We start from the raw sequence: 21,008 nt of genomic DNA, 5'->3' as shown, positions 1-21,008 counted from the left end.
GCACGTTCCGGAAAAAGGGTTAAGGTGGCGCCACTGTGCTGCTTGTGTCACTGAGAATCTCTACACGATATGTTGAATTTCGATCCAACCATCTCCAAGAATTTTTCCTGCTCTTTGCACTCAGTCTCGGCCAGGGCTTTTCCTGAGTCGCAGTTAACTTTGTCCAAGGAGATACACCATGTCTAATCGCCAAACTGGTACCGTTAAGTGGTTCAACGATGAAAAAGGCTTCGGCTTCATCACTCCACAATCCGGTGACGACCTGTTCGTTCACTTCAAAGCTATCCAATCCGACGGCTTCAAAAGCCTGAAAGAAGGCCAACAGGTTTCTTTCATCGCTACCCGCGGTCAGAAAGGCATGCAAGCTGAAGAAGTTCAAGTTATCTAACTTGTACTGACTTAGTCGAAAAAACCCCGCCCTTAAAAGCGGGGTTTTTTTATGCCTGATCGTTTGTGACGCTCGGCGTCGCGCTTTGGGACGCCGAGCGTCCAGAGCTGCATTCCCACGCAGAGCATAGGAACGATCAGGGCACAGCAAAACGCCCGATGCATTCACATGCATCGGGCGTTTTGTCATCGCTGCCCTACCAATCGTTATTGGAACAACGACTCACTCGACAAGCCATTCTTCTCCAGGATCTCGCGCAAGCGCTTGAGGCCCTCTACCTGGATCTGCCGCACCCGCTCACGGGTCAGACCAATCTCCAGACCTACATCCTCCAGAGTGCTGCTCTCATGACCGCGCAGGCCGAAGCGGCGAATCACCACTTCACGCTGCTTGTCCGTGAGCTCTGAGAGCCACTGGTCAATACTTTGGGAAAGATCATCGTCCTGCAACAGCTCGCAAGGGTCCGTCGGACGATCATCGGTCAGGGTGTCCAGCAGGGTCTTATCCGAGTCCGGCCCCAGCGAGACATCGACCGAAGAGACACGCTCGTTAAGGCCGAGCATGCGCTTGACCTCCCCTACCGGTTTTTCCAGCAGGTTGGCGATCTCTTCAGGCGAAGGTTCGTGATCGAGTTTTTGCGTCAGCTCACGCGCCGCCCGCAGGTAGACGTTGAGCTCCTTGACCACATGGATCGGCAAACGGATCGTGCGGGTCTGATTCATGATCGCCCGTTCGATGGTCTGGCGAATCCACCAGGTGGCATAGGTGGAGAAACGGAAGCCCCGCTCAGGGTCGAATTTCTCCACAGCCCGGATCAAGCCCAAGTTGCCCTCCTCAATCAGGTCCAACAGGGACAGCCCACGATTGACGTAGCGTCGGGCGATTTTCACCACCAGGCGCAGGTTGCTTTCAATCATGCGCTTACGCCCAGCCGGATCGCCCTTTTGCGACAGACGCGCAAAATGGACTTCTTCTTCGGGGGTCAACAGAGGGGAAAAGCCGATTTCATTGAGGTACAGCTGGGTCGCGTCGAGCGCCCGCGTATAGTCAACGTACTTGTGCTGCTTCAACGCGGCAGCATTCTTGGATTTGGTGCGAACTGAAGGTGGTGATACCCCTTCATTATCTGACATCGTTTCCAAATCGATACCGGCCTCCATAAGGAGAACCTCATCGTCGATGTCAAACTCCGGCACTTCTTTACTGAGAGCCATTGTTATAGTCCTTTGGTGAGTTCGACCTCAAGCTCAAGCGACGCCTCTATCCTTGGCAACGCTGGAGCCTGTTCCTTCTACGTGAGGGAACAGGCTGTGCAACACATCAACGACGGGGCAGGAATTGCAGCGGATCTACAGGCTTCCCTTGGCGGCGAATCTCAAAGTGCAGTTTCACCCGGTCTGTGCCCGTTGACCCCATTTCGGCAATCGTCTGTCCGACCTTGACCTGCTGCCCCTCCCGAACCAACAACCTGCGGTTATGACCGTAGGCACTGACGTAGGTATCGCTGTGCTTGATGATGACCAGCTCGCCGTAGCCCCGCAAACCACTCCCGGCGTACACCACTGTCCCATCAGACGCAGCTAAAACAGGCTGTCCCAAATCCCCGGCGATATCAATGCCTTTATTCAAACTACCGTTTGAAGAGAATTTTCCAATCAACACTCCGTTTGAGGGCCATCCCCAACCGGCCGGCGCAGGCCCGGCGGGTGGCAACGGCGCGGGTGCCGGTTTGCTCGCAACCGTAGGCGCGGCGCTGCCTGCAGGCCGGGTAATGATGGTGGTCTTGCTCGAGGACGATGGCGAAGATCCCGACTTTGTCACAACTGCCGTAGGTGCAGAACCTGAGCGACCATCGAAACGAATGGTCTGCCCCGGATGGATCGTATACGGCACAGGAATGTTGTTACGGGCGGCCAGCGCCTTGTAGTCCCAGCCATAACGAAAGGCAATCGAGAACAGGGTGTCGCCTTTGCGCACCACGTATTGGCCAGTGGTGACCGTAGGTCTCTGGGGGGTTGCGTTGGTACGGTCAACGACCCGCGCACCGCCGGATGGCGTGCTTGAGCAGGCTGCCAATAAGGAACTCAAGACAAGGCCAAGCACCAGTCGCTGAAAGCTTGTTTTACTCATTCGCTGCGCAGGACCTGTGAGACTCACCCGCCGCTCCCTTTGTGGTGGCTGAACGTTAACGCCTGTATCAGGCTTGAAATATGACGCAAGTATAACTGGGCATTGGCTTTTTACTGGCACCTGACTGAAAGGAAAAATTCACCATGTTTAATCGTGGCTGCCAGGCATGTTGATTCAATAGACCCCGCCGTAAGACACATCCCCGCTTACAGAATTCACTGCCCGCGAATAAATGATCAGGCCAGCGGGCCGTTGAGCAAGGGGACGAAACGCACGGCACCGAGTACATGCCGGGAAAAACCTTCGTCCTCACGGATAATAAGCATCAACTGTTGCACTTCGCCGGAGCCCACCGGGATGACCAGCCGCCCGCCAGGTGCCAATTGATCCAGCAAGGCTTGCGGCACATCGGTGGCCACGGCGGTGACGATGATACCGTTGTAGGGCGCCAGCGCCGGCCAGCCCTCCCAGCCATCGCCCCAGCGGAATACCACGTTGCGCAGGTTCAGCTCCACCAGACGCTCTTTGGCCCGGTCCTGTAGCACCTTGATGCGCTCGACCGAAAACACTCGCTCTACCAATTGCGACAGCACGGCCGTCTGATAGCCAGAACCGGTACCAATCTCCAGCACCTTGTCCAACGGCCCCGCCGCCAGCAATAGCTCGCTCATACGCGCAACCATATAGGGCTGAGAGATGGTCTGGTTGTGGCCGATGGGCAACGCTGTGTCTTCATAGGCGCGATGTGCCAGCGCCTCATCGACAAACAGGTGCCGCGGCGTGCGTCGGATTACTTCCAGCACCTGTGCGTTGGACAAGCCTTCTTCATACAGACGCTGGATCAACCGCTCCCGGGTGCGCTGGGAGGTCATCCCGATGCCGCGGCGCAACAAGTCGTCTTGTTCACGAGCCATCAACGCAGTCCCTCCAGCCAGCCATCAAGGCCACTGAAGGCATCACTGAAGGTGCGATCAAACAGCAACGGGGTAACGGAGACATAGCCTTGCATCACCGCATGAAAGTCCGTGCCCTCGCCGCCATCTTCGGCGTCACCGGCCGCGGCGATCCAGTATCCTTCCTTGCCGCGTGGGTCGACCACCTTCAAGGGCGCCGCAGCACGGGCGCGATGGCCCAGGCGCGTGAGTTGGATACCGCGAATATGGTCGAGGGGCAAGTTGGGGATATTGACGTTGAGCACCGTACGCGGCGGCAGGTCCAGGGAGCCATGGGCCTCCACCAGCTTGCGCGCGTAATACGCCGCCGTCGCCAGATTATCCAATTGCCGCGAGGCAAAGGAAAAGGCAAAGCCGGTGCGGCCCAGGAAGCGCCCTTCAAGGGCGGCCGCCACGGTACCGGAATACAGCACGTCATCACCCAGGTTGGCGCCCAGGTTGATCCCCGAGACCACCAGGTCTGGCTGGTGCTCCAGCAGACTGTTGATCGCCAGGTGCACGCAGTCGGTGGGGGTGCCGTTAACGCTGATAAAGCCATTGGCCAGGACCCGCGGGTGCAGCGGACGGTCGAGCGTCAGCGAACTGCTGGCGCCGCTCTTGTCCTGGTCGGGGGCAACCACCACGCACTCGGCGTAATCCTGCAGCGCAGCATGGAGCGCGGCAAGACCGGGTGCGGTGGCACCGTCATCGTTTGATATCAGAATACGCATGGGCTGTCCGTCTGCCCCACCGGCACCAGATCAACAAGCTCGCGCACCAAGACAGTGGCGAAGCATCCGGCCGGCAGGACGAATTCCAATTGCAGAATGTCAGGCCCGGGATAATGCCACGTCAACCCGCCAATGGGCAGTCGCAGAATGCGACGTTCCTGGCTCATTCCCGCCTTCACCAGCCAATCACGTAGGTCAGCTTCGCCAGCGGCGACAGATTGTTCCAGCTCGTATGTAAGACCTTTCGCCGGTGAATCGCCCTCGCCCCACTGCGGGCCGGTGGGATGCAGGTCCAGAATCGCCAGGCGCGGGTCACTGCACTCAGCTTCCCCGGCCGGAAAAAAACTGCGACTGTCGGTAAACGCCAGCAGATCGCCAACTTGGGCTCGCTGCCATGAACCGTCGGCGACACGAGCCGCCAACACTTGGTTGAACAGGTAACTGCGAGCGGTGGACAGCAAGCGCGAGCGCACGTTGCGCTGCTCGGGCAGGGCCTTGCGGGCGGCCCACTCGCGAGCATCCACCACGTTGCCGCCGTTGTGGCCAAAACGCTGGGAGCCGAAATAATTGGGGATGCCGTGCCGGGCAATCAACTGCAGACGTGCGTCGATGGCAGCGGTGTCGCCGACCAGTTGGGTCAGGCGCAAGGTGAAGCCGTTGGCCGAATGAGCCCCACGCTGCAACTTGCGTTTGTGACGGGCGGTTTTCAGGATCTTGAGGGTGTCGTTTTCTGCGCCGCTCATGTCCGGGTCGGCCTTGCCGGGCAATTGCACGCTGAACCACTGGCGGGTCAGGGCCTGACGGTCCTTGAGCCCGGCATAGCTGACGGTGCGCAATGGCACCCCAGCAGCCTTGGCGATACGCCGTGCCGCTTCCTCAGTGTTCAAGCCGCGCTTTTCCACCCACAGCCACAGGTGCTCGCCGTCGCCGGTCAGCGGGATGTCCAGCACCTCATCAACCTGGAAGTCTTCGGCTGTGGCCTTGAGTACCGCGCTGCCCAGGGCCTCGCCATAGGCCCTCGGGCCCAGCAGTTGCAGGTCGTTCATGCGCGCAGCAACAAGGCGACGGAGTGCACCGCGATGCCCTCTTCACGACCGGTAAACCCGAGCTTTTCGGTGGTGGTGGCTTTCACGTTGACTTGATCCAATTCAATTTGCAGGTCTGCGGCGATCGCTGTGCGCATCGCTTCGATATGGGGGGCCATTTTCGGCGCCTGGGCGACGATGGTGTTATCGACGTTGCCAACCTTCCAGCCCTTGGCATGGATCAGGCCGACCACATGGCGCAGCAACACACGGCTGTCCGCGCCCTTGAAGGTGGGATCGGTGTCCGGGAAGTGCTTGCCGATATCGCCCAATGCAGCCGCGCCGAGCAAGGCATCGCTCAAGGCGTGCAAGACCACGTCGCCGTCAGAATGAGCCAGCAACCCATGGTGGTGTGCAATACGCACGCCGCCCAGGGTGATGAAATCGCCTTCAGCGAAACGGTGCACATCGTAGCCGTGGCCAATACGCATAAAAAAACGCCCCGATTTAATTCAGGGCGTGATTCTACCTACTTTTGCCTCAGATTAACCGAGCAAAGCACGACCATGATGCCGCAAATGGTCTTCGATGAAGCTGGCGATGAAGAAGTAGCTGTGGTCGTAGCCAGGCTGCAGGCGCAGTTCCAGCGGATGGTTGGCTGCCTTGGCTGCTTGCAGCAGGGCTTCGGGCTTGAGCTGAACGGCGAGGAAATCGTCGCGATCGCCCTGGTCCACTAACAGCGGCAACTTTTCCGAGGCTTCGCTGATCAGCACGCAGGCATCCCATTCACGCCACTTCGAGCGCTCTTCACCCAAATAACGGGAAAAGGCCTTCTGGCCCCACGGACAGTCCATCGGATTGTTGATCGGCGAAAATGCCGACACCGACAGGTAACGTCCAGGGTTGCGCAGCGCACAGACCAGCGCACCGTGACCGCCCATGGAGTGGCCGCTGATGCCGCGCTTATCCGACGCAGGGAAATGCGCCTCCACCAGTGCCGGCAATTCCTGCACCACGTAGTCATGCATCCGATAGTGCTTGGCCCAGGGTTCCTGGGTGGCATTGAGGTAGAAGCCGGCGCCGAGGCCGAAGTCCCAGGCATTGTCCGGGTCGCCCGGCACGCCGGGGCCACGGGGGCTGGTGTCCGGCGCGACGATAATCAAGCCCAACTCGGCGGCCATGCGCTGGGCGCCGGCCTTTTGCATGAAGTTTTCGTCAGTACAGGTCAAACCGGACAGCCAATACAACACCGGCAGCTTGCCGCCCTGCTCCGCTTGCGGAGGCAGGTAGACGGCAAAGGTCATGTCGCAACCGAGCACATCGGAATGATGCTTGTAGCGTTTATGCCAGCCGCCGAAGCTCTTCTGGCATGACAGGTTTTCCAGACTCATGGCCGACCTCAGAAGTGAATGACGGTACGAATGCTCTTGCCTTCATGCATCAGGTCAAACGCTTTGTTGATATCTTCCAGGCCCATGGTGTGGGTGATGAAGGTATCCAGCGGAATTTCACCGGACTGAGCCATTTCCACGTAGCTTGGCAATTCGGTACGACCGCGCACGCCACCAAACGCCGAACCACGCCAGACGCGACCGGTGACCAGCTGGAATGGGCGAGTGGCAATTTCCTGGCCAGCACCGGCCACGCCGATGATCACTGACTCGCCCCAGCCTTTGTGGCAGCACTCAAGGGCCGCACGCATCAGTTGCACATTGCCGATGCACTCGAAGGAGAAGTCCACGCCGCCGTCAGTCAGGTCGACAATCACGTCCTGGATTGGGCGGTCGTAGTCTTTCGGGTTGATGCAATCGGTGGCACCCAGTTGCTTGGCGATTTCGAACTTGGCCGGGTTGATATCAATAGCAATGATGCGACCGGCCTTGGCCTTGACTGCACCGATAATCGCCGACAGGCCAATACCGCCCAGGCCGAAGACGGCCACGGTGTCGCCCGGCTTGACCTTGGCGGTGTTGATCACCGCACCGATGCCGGTGGTGACACCACAACCGAGCAGGCAGACTTTTTCCAGCGGCGCTTCTTTAGGAATCTTGGCCACGGAGATTTCCGGCAGCACGGTGTACTCGGAGAACGTCGAGGTGCCCATGTAGTGGAAAATCGGCTGGCCCTTGTAGGAGAAACGCGTGGTGCCATCCGGCATCAAGCCCTTGCCCTGCGTGGCGCGAATGGCCTGGCACAGGTTGGTCTTGCCACTCAGACAGAACTTGCACTTGCCGCATTCCGGGGTATACAGCGGGATCACGTGATCGCCCACAGCCACCGAAGTTACGCCCTCGCCGATGGCTTCCACCACTGCGCCGCCTTCATGGCCGAGGATCGACGGGAAGATGCCTTCCGGGTCAGCCCCCGACAAGGTGTAGGCGTCGGTGTGGCACACGCCGGACGCGACCACCCGCAGCAGCACCTCGCCAGCCTTGGGCATGGCGACATCCACTTCAACAATCTCAAGGGGCTTCTTGGCCTCGAAGGCTACGGCGGCACGGGACTTGATCATCCGGGTTTCTCCATCGGGTTAAAAACTGAGACGGTGAGTGTAAATCATCACCTATTGATGAATAATTCGGACTAAAGCAAAACATTATTGCTGTACAGGGACAATCACCATGCTGGAGAACCGCTGGGAAGGCATTGACGAGTTTGTCGCGGTGGCCGAATGCAGCCAGTTCACGGCGGCGGCCGAACGGTTGGGGGTGTCTTCATCCCATGTCAGCCGGCAAGTGGCGCGCCTTGAAGAACGCCTGCAAACCCGATTGCTGTACCGCAGTACGCGCAAGGTGACTTTGACCGAAGCCGGTCAGACCTTCCTGCAGCACTGCCAACGCCTGCAGGACGGTCGCGAGGAAGCGTTGCGGGCGGTGGGCGACCTGACCAGCGAACCCAAGGGCATGTTGCGCATGACCTGCGCCGTGGCCTATGGCGAACGCTTTATCGTGCCGCTGGTGACACGATTCATGGCGCACTATCCGCAACTGCGCGTGGACATCGAGTTGACCAACCGCTCGCTGGACCTGGTGCATGAAGGCCTCGACCTGGCCATCCGCCTGGGACGCCTGCAAGACTCGCGCATGGTTGCCAGCCGCCTGGCACCTCGGCGTATGTACCTGTGCGCCTCCCCCTCCTACCTCGAACGGTACGGTCGGCCACACAGCTTGTCGGAGTTGAGCCGGCATAACTGTCTGATTGGCAGCTCGGATATCTGGCAAATGGCCCAGGATGGGCGGGAATTTTCCCAGCGCGTGCAAGGCAATTGGCGCTGCAACAGCGGGCAAGCGGTGCTGGATGCGGCGTTACAAGGCATGGGCTTGTGCCAGTTGCCGGATTACTACGTGCTGGAGCATCTGCACAGCGGGGCGTTGGTGTCGTTGCTGGAGGCTCATCAACCGCCAAATACTGCGGTGTGGGCGTTGTATCCGCAACAGCGGCATTTGTCGCCGAAGGTGAGGAAGCTGGTGGACTTTTTGAAGGTGGGGTTGGCGCAGAGGCCGGAGTACAAGCATTGAATTGAGGTGGTCTGCACCGGCCTCATCGCGGGCAAGCCCGGCTCCCACAGTGGGACGTGTTGTTTGATGTGGCAGCGATCAAATGTGGGAGCTGGCTTGCCTGCGATGAAGCAGACCCGGTCTGACAGGTTACCGCCGGTTAGCCCAGCGCAACTTCAACCACTCCAGGTCTTCCGGCCGAGTCACCTTGATATTGTCCGAACGCCCTTCGATCAGGCGCGGCGCCTGCCCGGACCATTCCATGGCCGACGCTTCATCGGTGATCACCGCATCGGCCACCAGGCTGTCGGCCAAGGCGCGATGCAAGGCGCCCAGGCGGAACATCTGCGGCGTGTAAGCCTGCCAGATCAGGCTGCGATCAACGGTATCCACCACACGGCCATGCTTGTCGACACGCTTGAGGGTGTCGCGCGCCGGCACCGCCAGCAGGCCACCTACCGGATCGTCAGCCAGTTCCGCCAACAATTTGTCGAGGTCATCACGGCTCAGGTTAGGCCGCGCAGCGTCGTGCACCAACACCCAGTCGTCATCACTGGCGCCCAGGGCGTTGAGTTGCAGCAGCGCATTGAGCACCGAGCCGGAACGTTCCGAGCCCCCGTCGGCACGCTGGATACGCGGGTCAGTGGCGCATGCCAAGGTGGGCCAATAAGGATCTTCAATTGCAAGACTGACCACCAGGCCCTTGAGGCGTGGGTGGTCGAGAAAACAGCCGAGGCTGTGTTCGAGAATAGTGCGCCCGCCCAGTTGCAGGTACTGCTTGGGACGGTCTGCGGCCATACGGGCACCGACGCCCGCGGCAGGAATCACGGCCCAGAAGGCCGGTAAATCGTGGCTCATTGGGCCAACTGGTAGAGGGTCTCGCCCTCCTTGACCATGCCCAGTTCATGACGAGCCCGCTCTTCAACGGTCTCCGTGCCTTTTTTCAGCTCAAGCACTTCAGCGTCCAGGACACGGTTGCGCTCCAGCAGGCGTTCGTTTTCGGCACGCTGGTCGGCAATTTGCTGGGTCAGCTCTTCCACCTGCGCAAAGCTGCCATTACCGACCCATAGGCGGTACTGCAGGCCAGCCAGCAACAAGAGTAAGACGAGGAACAACCAATTGGGACTGCGCATCGAAATCCGGGTATCCAGTGAAAAAAGACAGTCATGCAAACCTTTTGCAGCAACTGATAGCACAAAGCCTGGAAAAACCAGGCTTGCGCTTGTCAGTCAGCAGATTAGCGCCGAAATTCACACTGACGTGAGATTTCTGACGCAATCCGCCGACTTTTTACCATTTACTGCTTAGCCGCGAAACTCGCCGCGACCGTTGTACTTGGCTTTACCTGCCAACTGCTCTTCGATGCGCAGCAATTGGTTGTACTTGGACACGCGATCGGAACGGCACAGGGAACCGGTCTTGATCTGGCCCGCCGAAGTACCCACGGCCAGGTCGGCAATGGTGGAATCTTCGGTTTCGCCGGAGCGATGGGAGATCACGGCGGTGTAGCCCGCGGCCTTGGCCATCTGGATGGCTTCCAGGGTTTCGGTCAGGGTGCCGATCTGGTTGAACTTGATCAGGATCGAGTTGGCGATCTTCTTGTCGATGCCTTCTTTCAGGATCTTGGTGTTGGTCACGAACAGGTCGTCACCCACCAGCTGGATTTTTTCGCCGATCTTGTCGGTGAGGATTTTCCAGCCATCCCAGTCGGACTCGTCCAGGCCGTCTTCGATCGAGATGATCGGGTAGCGCTGGGTCAGGCCTTTGAGGTATTCAGCGAAGCCTTCGGAGTTGAACACCTGGCCTTCGCCGGACAGGTTGTACTTGCCGTCTTCATAGAATTCGCTGGCGGCGCAGTCCAGGGCCAGGGTCACGTCGGTGCCCAGCTTGTAGCCAGCGTTGGCCACGGCTTCGGAGATGACTTTCAGTGCGTCTTCGTTGGAGGCCAGGTTCGGCGCGAAACCACCTTCGTCACCCACGGCAGTGCTCAGGCCACGAGCCTTCAGTACAGCCTTGAGGTGATGGAAAATCTCGGTACCCATGCGCAGGCCTTCGGAGAAGGACTTGGCGCCAACCGGCTGTACCATGAATTCCTGGATGTCGACGTTGTTATCTGCGTGCTCGCCACCGTTGATGATGTTCATCATCGGCACCGGCATCGAGTAGACGCCCGGGGTGCCATTCAGATTGGCAATGTGTGCGTACAACGGCAGGTCCTGGTCCTGCGCAGCCGCCTTGGCAGCTGCCAGGGACACCGCGAGAATGGCGTTGGCGCCGAGGCTGCCTTTGTTTTCAGTGCCGTCGAGCTTGATCATCGCGTGGTCCAGGGCTTTCTGGTCCAGCGGGTCCTTGCCCAGCAACAGGTCACGAATCGGACCGTTGATGTTGGCTACAGCCTTGAGTACACCCTTGCCCAGGTAACGGCTCTTGTCGCCATCACGCAGTTCCAGCGCTTCGCGCGAACCGGTGGAAGCACCGGACGGCGCGCAGGCGCTGCCGATGATGCCGTTATCGAGAAGCACGTCGGCTTCGACGGTGGGGTTGCCACGGGAGTCGAGAACTTCACGACCTTTGATGTCGACGATTTTTGCCATTGTTGTAAACACTCCAAAGTTGACGAAAACGACGCAGCTGAAGGAAATCTTTTGACCGACCGCAAGGGTGGAACAACGGGGCAGGCTTGCAGACGACAAGGCTCAGGCCCGGGGGCCTGAGCGTAAAGCGTGGGAAATTCTACCGGAGAAATGCCAGTTACGCGGTCTCTACCGTCGGAAAACTCTTGACCAGCTCGTCCAACTGCTTGAGTTGGGCCAGGAATGGCTCCAGCTTGTCCAGGCGCAGGGCGCATGGGCCATCACATTTGGCGTTGTCCGGGTCCGGGTGAGCTTCAAGGAACAGGCCCGCCAGGGACTGGCTCATGCCCGCCTTGGCCAGGTCCGTCACCTGGGCACGTCGCCCGCCAGCGGAGTCCGAACGACCACCGGGCATTTGCAGCGCATGGGTCACGTCGAAGAACACGGGGTATTCGAACTGTTTCATGATGCCGAAACCGAGCATGTCCACCACGAGGTTGTTGTAGCCGAAGCTCGAACCCCGCTCGCAGAGGATCAACTGGTCGTTACCCGCTTCCACGCATTTGCTCAGGATGTGTTTCATCTCCTGAGGAGCGAGGAATTGGGCTTTCTTGATGTTGATCACAGCGCCGGTCTTGGCCATGGCGACCACGAGGTCGGTCTGGCGCGACAGGAAGGCCGGCAACTGGATGATGTCGCACACCTCGGCGACCACGGCAGCCTGCTCAGGCTCGTGGACGTCGGTGATGATCGGCACGCCGAAGGCTTGCTTGATGTCCTGGAAGATCCGCATGCCTTCTTCAAGGCCCGGGCCGCGATAGGAGGTCACGGACGAACGGTTGGCCTTGTCGAAGCTGGCCTTGAAGACGTAAGGGATACCCAGTTTCTGGGTGACCCGCACGTACTCCTCACACACCTGCATCGCCATGTCACGGCTTTCCAGCACGTTCATGCCGCCGAACAGCACCATGGGCTTGTCGTTGGCAATCTCGATGTCGCCTACGCGAATGATCTTCTGGGCCATCAGGTTTACGCCTTCTTCTGATGTTGCGTCAGTGCTGCTTTGACGAAACCACTGAACAACGGGTGACCGTCGCGCGGCGTCGAGGTGAACTCCGGGTGGAACTGACACGCCACGAACCACGGATGATCCGGTGCCTCGACCACTTCAACCAGCTTGCCATCACCGGAGCGGCCGGAGATTTTCAAGCCAGCTTCTTTGATCTGCGGCAGCAGGTTGTTGTTCACTTCATAGCGGTGGCGGTGACGCTCGACGATCACGTCCTTGCCGTAGCAGTCGTGTACCAGCGAGCCAGCTTCCAGCAGGCAATCCTGTGCACCCAGGCGCATGGTGCCGCCCAGGTCGGACGTTTCGGTACGGGTTTCAACGGCGCCAGTGGCGTCTTCCCACTCGGTGATCAGACCCACGACCGGATGGCCGCTGCTGTGATCGAACTCGGTGGAGTTGGCGTCTTTCCAGCCCAGCACGTTACGAGCGAACTCGATAACGGCCACTTGCATGCCCAGGCAGATACCCAGGTACGGCACCTTGTTTTCACGGGCGTACTGCACGGCAGTGATCTTGCCTTCCACACCACGCAGGCCGAAACCGCCGGGAACGAGGATAGCGTCAACACCTTCGAGCAGCGCGGTGCCCTGGTTCTCGATGTCTTCGGAGTCGATGTAGCGCAGGTTGACCTTGGTACGGTTGCTGATACCGGCGTGGCTCATGGCTTCGATCAGCGACTTGTACGCGTCCAGCAGTTCCATGTATTTGCCGACCATGGCGATGGTGACTTCATGCTCTGGGTTGAGCTTGGCGTCGACAACCGCTTCCCACTCGGACAGGTCTGCACCGCCGCACTGCAAGCCGAAACGCTCGACCACAAAATCATCCAGGCCTTGCGAATGCAGGATGCCCGGGATCTTGTAGATGGTGTCGGCGTCTTCCAGGGCAATCACCGCACGTTCTTCAACGTTGGTGAACTGCGCAATCTTGCGGCGCGAGGAAATATCGATCGGGTGATCGGAGCGGCATACCAGCACATCCGGCTGCAGGCCGATGGAACGCAGTTCCTTGACCGAGTGCTGGGTAGGCTTGGTTTTGGTTTCGCCGGCAGTGGCGATGTACGGCACCAATGTCAGGTGCATCAGCATCGCGCGCTTGGCGCCGACTTCGAAACGCAACTGGCGGATGGCCTCGAGGAACGGTTGGGACTCGATGTCACCCACGGTGCCACCGATCTCGACCATGGCCACGTCGGCATCGCCTGCACCCTTGATGATGCGGCGCTTGATTTCGTCGGTGATGTGCGGGATCACCTGGATGGTTGCACCCAGGTAGTCACCACGGCGCTCTTTGCGCAACACGTGCTCGTAGACACGGCCGGTGGTGAAGTTGTTGTTCTGGGTCATGGTCGTGCGGATGAACCGCTCGTAGTGGCCCAGGTCCAGGTCGGTCTCGGCGCCGTCGTGGGTGACGAACACTTCACCGTGCTGGAACGGGCTCATGGTGCCCGGGTCGACGTTGATGTACGGGTCCAGCTTGAGCATGGTGACCTTAAGTCCCCGCGCCTCCAGGATGGCCGCCAATGAAGCGGAGGCAATGCCTTTCCCCAATGAAGAAACAACACCGCCCGTGACGAATATGTAGCGCGTCATGAAAAACCCTAGAAGTCTGCGTTAAAGCGGTCCGAGCCGCCGGGGAAAGCGAAGGAAGGCCGAAGCCCCCGATCACCTGCATTAATCACAGTGCACCTTTCAAAAAAACCGCCGCGTTGTGACAGACCAGCAATGAAACACCGGTACGTTGATCGCTACACATTTTTTGGAATCGCCCAGCAAAGACTGCTTGGTAACCGGCAACGACTGCGATTCAGGCGAATCCACAGAAGTTGTATCAAGAAGGGAGCGTAGTCTACCGGAAAGGCGCTATCAGCTCAAACCTTGATCGCAGGTCTGTGGCAACCAATCCAATTGCACCTCACCCATCGACCGGGCCCATGCCCCCGCAACGCTTGGCACAGCCAGCAATTGCTCGCCCCGATAGACCAGCGGCAATCTGCCACGGACGAAGCCCGGCATGCCGCTTTCATTCAGCAGACGCTTGAGATCGCGCCGGCCTCGGCCCGGTACGTCGATGATTTCGCCACCCTGGCGATAACGCACCTGCAGCGGGCCTTCGGGGGCCTTGCCGATAAATCTCAGTTGGCCATTACCCGATAACTCTAGTGGATTTTGCGGATCGGGCCAGCTCTCCGATGCGTCGGAAAACTCCGACCATGTGGAGGGCAACCACCAGATGCGTTCACCGCTACGCTGCATTTGGCCGTCGGCCAGGCGCCACAGAGGCTGTGCGTCACGCTTGGCATCGCGCAGGGCATGCCAACCGGCCCAGTGATCGCTGTCGGGTAAACGGGTCAGTGGCATGAGCCAATGCCGCAGGGCGTTACGCTGGCGGGCATCGGACAATTCACGCAATGGTTCAAGCGCCAGGGACTGCAGAGGCAACCAGGGAAACGCAGAAGGCTGATCGGCGCGCTGCAGGTCCATCAGCGCCAATTCGTCGAGCAGCCCCTGAGCCTCAGCCATGTGTTCAGCCGTGCGAGCCAGGTGGGTGATGGCCTGGGGCCAGCGCTCCGTCACGGCAGGGAGTACACGGTGACGCAAGTAATTGCGGGAAAACCGGGAATCAACGTTGGACGGGTCTTCGATCCACTGCAACTGATGCTGATGGGCGTAGGCTTCCAGCTCGCTACGGGAGCACGCCAGCAACGGCCGCACCAAGCGGCCTTGGGCCAACGGGCGATGCTCAGGCATAGCCGCCAACCCTCGCACACCGGCGCCACGCAGCAGGCGAAACAGCAGGGTTTCGGCTTGATCGTCGCGATGCTGGCCAGTGAAAAGCACCTCCCCTGCCCCCATGATTTGCATGAACGCTTGGTAGCGCGCATCGCGCGCCGCACGTTCAAGGCTCGCGCCGGGCCTCACCTGCACACGCATGACGCGCAAGGGTACGCCCAGGCTGTCGCAGACCGATTGGCAATGAGCAGGCCACGCCTCGGCAGCAGCTTGCAGGCCATGGTGGACATGGACGGCGCTGACAGGAGGCAGATTTTCGATGTTGGCCAGTGAGACCAGGAGGTGCAGCAGGACGGTGGAGTCGAGACCGCCGGAGAACGCGATATGCCAGGCCGGGGCGTTGCGCCAGGGGGCCAGGGTGTGCAGGAGTGTGGCCGGCAGGGTTGGTTTCATCACACGTCACCGCCGCAAAGCTTGAATACGTTCGTCAGCATACACAAAGCAAATGTGGGAGCCGGGCTTGCCCGCGATGCAGGCACCTCGGTGTATCAGTGATACCAAGGTGATGCTATCGCAGGCAAGCCAGCTCCCACACAAGCCGGCTACCACATTGAGTACAGCGTCGGCTTAGAGGCCGTAGCTCATCAGGCGCTCATAACGACGAGCCAGCAGCGCTTCGTTATCCAGCTTCTTGAGCATCGCCAGTTGCGACCCCAACTCGGCACGGATGGTCGCAGCAGCGGCAGCCGGATCACGGTGAGCGCCGCCCAGTGGCTCGGCGATGACCTTGTCCACGATACCCAGGCCTTTGAGGCGATCGGCGGTGATGCCCATGGCTTCGGCAGCGTCCGGCGCCTTTTCGGCGGTTTTCCACAGGATCGAGGCACAACCTTCCGGCGAGATCACCGCGTAGGTCGAGTACTGCAACATGTTCAGTTGGTCGCAGACACCAATGGCCAGGGCACCGCCGGAACCACCTTCACCAATCACAGTGGCGATGATCGGGGTTTTCAGGCGCGCCATGACGCGCAGGTTCCAGGCAATCGCTTCGCTCTGGTTGCGCTCTTCGGCGTCGATACCCGGGTAGGCACCCGGCGTGTCGATGAAGGTCAGGATAGGCATCTTGAAGCGCTCGGCCATTTCCATCAGGCGGCACGCCTTGCGATAGCCTTCCGGGCGCGGCATGCCGAAGTTGCGGCGTACTTTCTCGCGCACTTCACGGCCTTTCTGATGACCGATCACCATCACCGGTTGGTCGTCCAGGCGAGCGATACCACCCACAATGGCTGCGTCGTCGGAGAAATGACGGTCGCCGTGCAACTCGTCGAACTCGGTGAAGATGTGTTCGATGTAGTCCAGGGTGTAGGGACGGCGCGGGTGGCGAGCCAGGCGCGCGATCTGCCAGCTGGTCAGCTTGCCGAAGATGTCTTCGGTGAGCGTGCTGCTCTTGTCTTGCAGGCGAGCGATTTCATCACCGATGTTCAGCGAATTGTCATTGCCGACCAGGCGCAGCTCTTCGATCTTGGCTTGCAGGTCAGCGATCGGCTGTTCGAAATCAAGAAAATTCGGGTTCATAAGCGTCCGTCTTGGGTCGACGGCCAAGGGGTGCCTGGCCAGCCGGTTGTCTATTCGCGCCCTACCTTAAGGGAGAGGCGCGTTTAGGTCGAGATTAAATGTTTAGTCGAGATCAGATCTATCTGACCGTCAACGGTATTGGAGGAAGACGTTGTCTCGCCCGAACTGGTCACGCAAAGCTTGAATCAAGCCATCAGCGGGATCAATTCGCCACGTCTCACCAAACTGCAACATGGCCTTGGCATCGCTGCCGGTGTATTCCATGGTCACCGGGCATGCGCCACGATGGCGTTTTAGCAGGTCACCCAACCAGCGTAGCTGATCGCCTTTAAGCGCTTCGGTTTTGACCTTCAGGCGCAGGCTTTCGGCCAGGTTGGTGCGGGCGTCTTCCATGCTCATCACGCGCTTGATGCGCAGGCGCAGGCCACCGGAGAAGTCATCATTGCTGACCTCCCCTTCCACCACCACCATGGCGTCGGTCTGCAACAGCGATTGGGCGGAGTGAAACGCGTCGGCAAACAATGACGCTTCGATGCGGCCCGAGCGGTCATCGAGGGTGATGAAGCCCATCTTGTCACCCTTCTTATTTTTCATCACCCGCAGGGCGATGATCATACCGGCGACGGTCTGGGTATCCCGCGCCGGTTTGAGGTCGATGATGCGCTGACGGGCAAAACGGCGGATTTCGCCTTCGTACTCGTCAATCGGGTGACCGGTGAGGTACAGGCCCAAGGTGTCTTTTTCACCCTTGAGGCGTTCCTTCAGAGTCAGCTCCTTGGCCTTGCGGTGATTCGCGTAGACATCCGCATCCTCTTCGACGAACAGCCCGCCAAACAGGTCGGCGTGGCCGCTGTCATGGGTACGAGCGGTCTGCTCGGCGGCCTTGATCGCCTCTTCCATGGCGGTCAGCAGCACCGCCCGGTTACGATCGATATTGGCCTGGTAAGCCTTGGGCTCATCATGAAAATACGGGCCAAGACGGTCGAGTGCGCCGCTGCGGATCAGGCCATCGAGGGTACGTTTGTTGATGCGCTTGAGATCCACCCGCGCGCAGAAATCGAACAGGTCCTTGAACGGCCCGTCCTGACGCGCTTCGGTAATGGCCTCCACCGGACCTTCGCCCACGCCTTTGATCGCGCCGAGGCCATAGATGATGCGGCCTTCGTCGTTCACCGTGAACTTGAACTCCGAAGCGTTCACGTCCGGCGCGTCGAGGCGCAGCTTCATGGTGCGCACTTCCTCGATCAAGGTCACGACCTTGTCGGTGTTGTGCATATCCGCCGAGAGTACCGCCGCCATGAACGGTGCCGGGTAGTGGGCTTTCAACCAGGCGGTCTGGTACGACACCAGGCCATAGGCGGCGGAGTGGGATTTGTTGAAGCCATAACCGGCGAATTTTTCTACCAGGTCGAAGATGTTACCGGCCAGGTCGGCATCGATGTTGTTGGTGGCGCAACCTTCAATGAAACCGCCGCGCTGCTTGGCCATTTCCTCGGGCTTTTTCTTACCCATGGCGCGACGCAGCATGTCCGCACCGCCGAGGGTGTAGCCGGCCATCACCTGGGCGATCTGCATCACCTGTTCCTGGTACAGGATGATGCCGTAGGTCGGCGCCAGTACGGGCTTGAGGCCCTCGTACTGGTAGTCGGAGTGCGGGTAAGCCAGCTCGGCGCGGCCGTGTTTACGGTTGATGAAGTCATCCACCATGCCCGATTGCAGCGGGCCCGGACGGAACAGGGCCACCAGTGCGATCAAGTCTTCCAGGCAGTCGGGCTTGAGCTTTTTGATCAGCTCCTTCATGCCCCGGGATTCAAGCTGGAACACCGCCGTGGTTTCGGCTTTTTGCAGCAGGCTATAGGTCGGTTTGTCGTCCAGCGGGATAAACGCGATATCCAGCGGTTCTTCGCCGACCTTGGCACGGTCGCGGTTGATGGTCTTGAGTGCCCAGTCGATGATCGTCAGGGTCCGCAGGCCGAGGAAGTCGAACTTCACCAGGCCGGCGGCCTCCACGTCGTCCTTGTCGAACTGGGTGACCAGGCCGTCGCCTTCTTCATCGCAATAGATCGGCGAAAAGTCGGTGAGCTTGGTCGGCGCAATAACCACGCCACCAGCGTGTTTACCGACGTTACGCACCACGCCTTCGAGCTTGCGCGCCATGTCCCAGATTTCGGCGGCTTCTTCATCGACCTTGATGAAGTCGCGCAGGATTTCTTCCTGCTCGTAGGCTTTTTCCAGGGTCATGCCGACTTCGAACGGGATCATCTTCGACAGGCGGTCGGCCAAACCGTAGGACTTGCCCTGCACCCGCGCCACGTCGCGAATTACCGCTTTGGCGGCCATGGAACCGAAGGTGATGATCTGACTTACTGCGTTGCGGCCGTATTTCTCGGCCACGTATTCAATGACGCGGTCACGACCATCCATGCAGAAGTCGACGTCGAAGTCGGGCATGGATACCCGTTCCGGGTTCAGGAACCGTTCGAACAGCAGGTCATATTCAAGCGGGTCAAGGTCGGTGATCTTCTGTACGTAGGCCACCAGCGAGCCAGCACCTGACCCCCGGCCCGGACCTACCGGCACGCCGTTGTTTTTCGCCCACTGGATAAAGTCCATTACGATCAGGAAGTAGCCGGGGAACCCCATCTGGATGATGATATCCAGCTCGAAATTCAACCGATCGACATACACCTGGCGCTTGGCTTCGTAGTCCTCGGTGGTGTCCTTGGGCAGCAGGACGCTGAGGCGTTCCTCCAGGCCATCGAACGACACTTTGCGAAAGTATTCGTCGATGGTCATGCCATCGGGAATCGGGAAGTTGGGCAAAAAGTGCTTGCCCAGCTTTACTTCGATGTTGCAGCGCTTGGCGATCTCGACGGAGTTTTCCAGGGCCTCGGGCAAGTCGCTGAACAGCTCCGCCATTTCCTCGGCGCTTTTGAGGTACTGCTCTTCGCTGTAGTTCTTCGAGCGGCGCGGGTCATCCAGGGCCCGGCCTTCACCGATGCACACGCGGGTTTCGTGGGCTTCGAAGTCTTCTTTCTTGATAAAGCGCACATCGTTGGTCGCCACCAGCGGCGCACCCAGCTTATCGGCCAGGGCGACGGCAGCGTGCAGATGCTCTTCATCGTTGGGACGGTTGGTGCGCTGGACTTCCAGGTAGAACCGGCCTGGGAACACCTGCATCCACTCACGCGCCAGCACTTCGGCTTCCTGAGGGTTGCCGCCCAGCAGCGCGATACCGATTTCGCCCTCTTTGGCCGCCGAGAGCATGATCAGGCCTTCGCTGGCTTCGGCCACCCACTCGCGCTCGATGATGATCGAGCCGTTACGCTGGCCATCGATAAAGCCACGGGAGATCAGTTCGGTGAGGTTGCGATAACCCACGCCGTTCATCGCCAGCAGGCTGATGCGGCTCAGGGGGTTATCCGGGTCTTTGTTGGACAGCCAGAGGTCGGCGCCGCAGATCGGCTTGATGCCGGCGCCCATGGCGTTCTTGTAGAACTTGACCAGGGAACACATGTTGTTCTGGTCGGTAACCGCGACCGCAGGCATGTTCATGCCCACCAGGGTTTTGACCAGCGGTTTGATCCGTACCAGGCCGTCGACCAGGGAGTACTCAGTGTGCAGGCGTAGATGAACGAATGAAGCCGGCATAGTGATCCTGTCTTGATACATGAAAACAACAAGGCCCGGATTGTACCGGGCCTGGGTAAAAACATCAGCCTTGCTGCTAAACCTCGATCAGACTTTCACGGGCCTCATAAGCCTGGCGCACCGGGGCAAACGAGCGGCGATGGATCGGGGTGGGGCCGAGCCGAGCCAGAGCTTCCAGATGAACGGGGGTCGGGTAGCCTTTATGGCCACCAATGCCGTAGCCGGGATAGATCAATTCGAACGCGGCCATTTCACGGTCGCGGCTGACCTTGGCCAGGATCGAGGCAGCCGCAATGGCCGGAACCTTGCTATCGCCCTTGACCACCGCTTCGGACGGCATTGTCAGTTTAGGGCAGCGGTTACCGTCGATCATCGCCATTTTCGGGGTGATGTGCAGCCCTTCCACAGCACGCTGCATCGCCAGCATGGTGGCGTGCAGGATATTCAGCTCGTCGATTTCTTCGACTTCAGCCCGGGCGATATGCCAGCTCAGGGCTTTTTCACAGATTTCGTCATAGAGTTTTTCGCGACGGGCTTCGGTGAGCTTCTTCGAATCGTTGAGCCCCAGGATCGGGCGGTTCGGATCAAGGATCACCGCCGCCGTAACCACTGCGCCACAGAGCGGACCGCGCCCGACTTCGTCAACACCCGCCACCAGTTCGTGGGCCTGGGCAACGAGGCTGAAATCCAGGCCCATTTGCATGG

At 59.6% G+C, this 21,008-nt stretch carries 19 protein-coding genes; 2 read left to right on the top strand and 17 right to left on the bottom strand.

The features are described from left to right. The first annotated feature begins 178 nt into the window (after window positions 1-178). The gene (locus BOP96_RS21515) at window positions 179-388 is read left to right on the top strand and encodes a cold-shock protein (RefSeq protein WP_002554837.1); all 210 of its coding nucleotides are present in this window, start codon (window positions 179-181) and stop codon (window positions 386-388) included. Window positions 389-594: 206 nt separating this feature from the next. Here the strand turns inward: BOP96_RS21515 and rpoS are convergent, their stop codons facing one another. The 8 genes from rpoS to BOP96_RS21475 form a co-directional block, all read right to left on the bottom strand. Continuing rightward, window positions 595-1,602: an RNA polymerase sigma factor RpoS gene (rpoS, locus tag BOP96_RS21510; RefSeq protein ID WP_003189214.1), complete on the bottom strand. Its 1,008-nt coding sequence runs from the start codon at window positions 1,600-1,602 to the stop codon at window positions 595-597. A gap of 106 nt (window positions 1,603-1,708) precedes the next feature. Continuing rightward, complete coding sequence (locus tag BOP96_RS21505) at window positions 1,709-2,545, bottom strand: peptidoglycan DD-metalloendopeptidase family protein (protein WP_014717248.1); 837 nt, start codon at window positions 2,543-2,545, stop codon at window positions 1,709-1,711. Between the two features lie 209 nt (window positions 2,546-2,754). Beyond that, window positions 2,755-3,390: a protein-L-isoaspartate(D-aspartate) O-methyltransferase gene (locus BOP96_RS21500; protein WP_169850588.1), complete on the bottom strand. Its 636-nt coding sequence runs from the start codon at window positions 3,388-3,390 to the stop codon at window positions 2,755-2,757. A gap of 41 nt (window positions 3,391-3,431) precedes the next feature. Further along, window positions 3,432-4,181, bottom strand: a complete 750-nt coding sequence (gene surE, locus BOP96_RS21495) for a 5'/3'-nucleotidase SurE (RefSeq protein WP_014717247.1) — start codon at window positions 4,179-4,181, stop codon at window positions 3,432-3,434. Continuing rightward, window positions 4,169-5,227, bottom strand: a complete 1,059-nt coding sequence (truD, locus tag BOP96_RS21490; protein ID WP_032903247.1) for a tRNA pseudouridine(13) synthase TruD — start codon at window positions 5,225-5,227, stop codon at window positions 4,169-4,171. Before truD ends, surE begins: the two co-directional genes overlap by 13 nt. Beyond that, window positions 5,224-5,697 carry a 2-C-methyl-D-erythritol 2,4-cyclodiphosphate synthase gene (gene ispF / locus BOP96_RS21485; protein WP_003189207.1) on the bottom strand — a complete coding sequence of 158 codons (474 nt, stop codon included), beginning with the start codon at window positions 5,695-5,697 and terminating at the stop codon, window positions 5,224-5,226. Before ispF ends, truD begins: the two co-directional genes overlap by 4 nt. 54 nt (window positions 5,698-5,751) lie before the next feature. Continuing rightward, a complete protein-coding gene (fghA, locus tag BOP96_RS21480; protein ID WP_058410376.1) occupies window positions 5,752-6,597 on the bottom strand; it encodes an S-formylglutathione hydrolase in 846 nt (281 codons plus the stop codon). Between the two features lie 8 nt (window positions 6,598-6,605). Beyond that, window positions 6,606-7,718 carry an S-(hydroxymethyl)glutathione dehydrogenase/class III alcohol dehydrogenase gene (locus tag BOP96_RS21475; protein WP_014717243.1) on the bottom strand — a complete coding sequence of 371 codons (1,113 nt, stop codon included), beginning with the start codon at window positions 7,716-7,718 and terminating at the stop codon, window positions 6,606-6,608. A gap of 109 nt (window positions 7,719-7,827) precedes the next feature. On the opposite strand from BOP96_RS21475, the gene BOP96_RS21470 reads away from it, so the two are divergent. Further along, on the top strand, window positions 7,828-8,724 hold the full coding sequence (locus tag BOP96_RS21470; RefSeq protein WP_019817856.1) for a LysR substrate-binding domain-containing protein: 897 nt from the start codon (window positions 7,828-7,830) through the stop codon (window positions 8,722-8,724). A 129-nt stretch (window positions 8,725-8,853) separates the two neighbouring features. Here BOP96_RS21470 and ispD read toward each other — a convergent pair whose 3' ends face one another. From ispD to rnhB, 9 genes are all read right to left on the bottom strand, one after another. Then, window positions 8,854-9,561, bottom strand: coding sequence for a 2-C-methyl-D-erythritol 4-phosphate cytidylyltransferase (ispD, locus tag BOP96_RS21465; RefSeq protein ID WP_073453976.1), 708 nt, complete (start codon window positions 9,559-9,561; stop codon window positions 8,854-8,856). Next, window positions 9,558-9,836, bottom strand: a complete 279-nt coding sequence (gene ftsB / locus BOP96_RS21460) for a cell division protein FtsB (RefSeq protein ID WP_003189195.1) — start codon at window positions 9,834-9,836, stop codon at window positions 9,558-9,560. The genes ispD and ftsB overlap by 4 nt, the downstream gene beginning before the upstream one ends. A 171-nt stretch (window positions 9,837-10,007) precedes the next feature. Next, window positions 10,008-11,297 (bottom strand): phosphopyruvate hydratase, encoded by a 1,290-nt coding sequence (gene eno / locus BOP96_RS21455; protein ID WP_003189193.1) that lies wholly within the window; start codon window positions 11,295-11,297, stop codon window positions 10,008-10,010. Between the two features lie 157 nt (window positions 11,298-11,454). Further along, window positions 11,455-12,300 (bottom strand): 3-deoxy-8-phosphooctulonate synthase, encoded by an 846-nt coding sequence (kdsA, locus tag BOP96_RS21450; protein ID WP_003189190.1) that lies wholly within the window; start codon window positions 12,298-12,300, stop codon window positions 11,455-11,457. Between the two features lie 5 nt (window positions 12,301-12,305). Then, complete coding sequence (locus BOP96_RS21445; RefSeq protein ID WP_003189189.1) at window positions 12,306-13,937, bottom strand: CTP synthase; 1,632 nt, start codon at window positions 13,935-13,937, stop codon at window positions 12,306-12,308. Window positions 13,938-14,210: 273 nt separating this feature from the next. Beyond that, window positions 14,211-15,530 (bottom strand): tRNA lysidine(34) synthetase TilS, encoded by a 1,320-nt coding sequence (gene tilS / locus BOP96_RS21440; RefSeq protein ID WP_073453974.1) that lies wholly within the window; start codon window positions 15,528-15,530, stop codon window positions 14,211-14,213. 174 nt (window positions 15,531-15,704) lie between these two features. Next, window positions 15,705-16,652, bottom strand: coding sequence for an acetyl-CoA carboxylase carboxyltransferase subunit alpha (locus BOP96_RS21435; RefSeq protein ID WP_003189182.1), 948 nt, complete (start codon window positions 16,650-16,652; stop codon window positions 15,705-15,707). 129 nt (window positions 16,653-16,781) lie between these two features. After that, window positions 16,782-20,303, bottom strand: coding sequence for a DNA polymerase III subunit alpha (gene dnaE, locus BOP96_RS21430; protein WP_003189180.1), 3,522 nt, complete (start codon window positions 20,301-20,303; stop codon window positions 16,782-16,784). 76 nt (window positions 20,304-20,379) lie between these two features. Beyond that, window positions 20,380-21,006, bottom strand: coding sequence for a ribonuclease HII (rnhB, locus tag BOP96_RS21425; RefSeq protein ID WP_161793220.1), 627 nt, complete (start codon window positions 21,004-21,006; stop codon window positions 20,380-20,382). Between the last annotated feature and the right edge of the window lie 2 nt (window positions 21,007-21,008).

The sequence above is a fragment of the Pseudomonas sp. FSL W5-0203 genome (assembly GCF_001896155.1).
Lineage (GTDB): Bacteria > Pseudomonadota > Gammaproteobacteria > Pseudomonadales > Pseudomonadaceae > Aquipseudomonas > Aquipseudomonas paracarnis.
The sequence above is the reverse complement of the archived record's forward strand: the minus strand, read 5'-3'. Positions and strand labels throughout refer to the sequence as shown.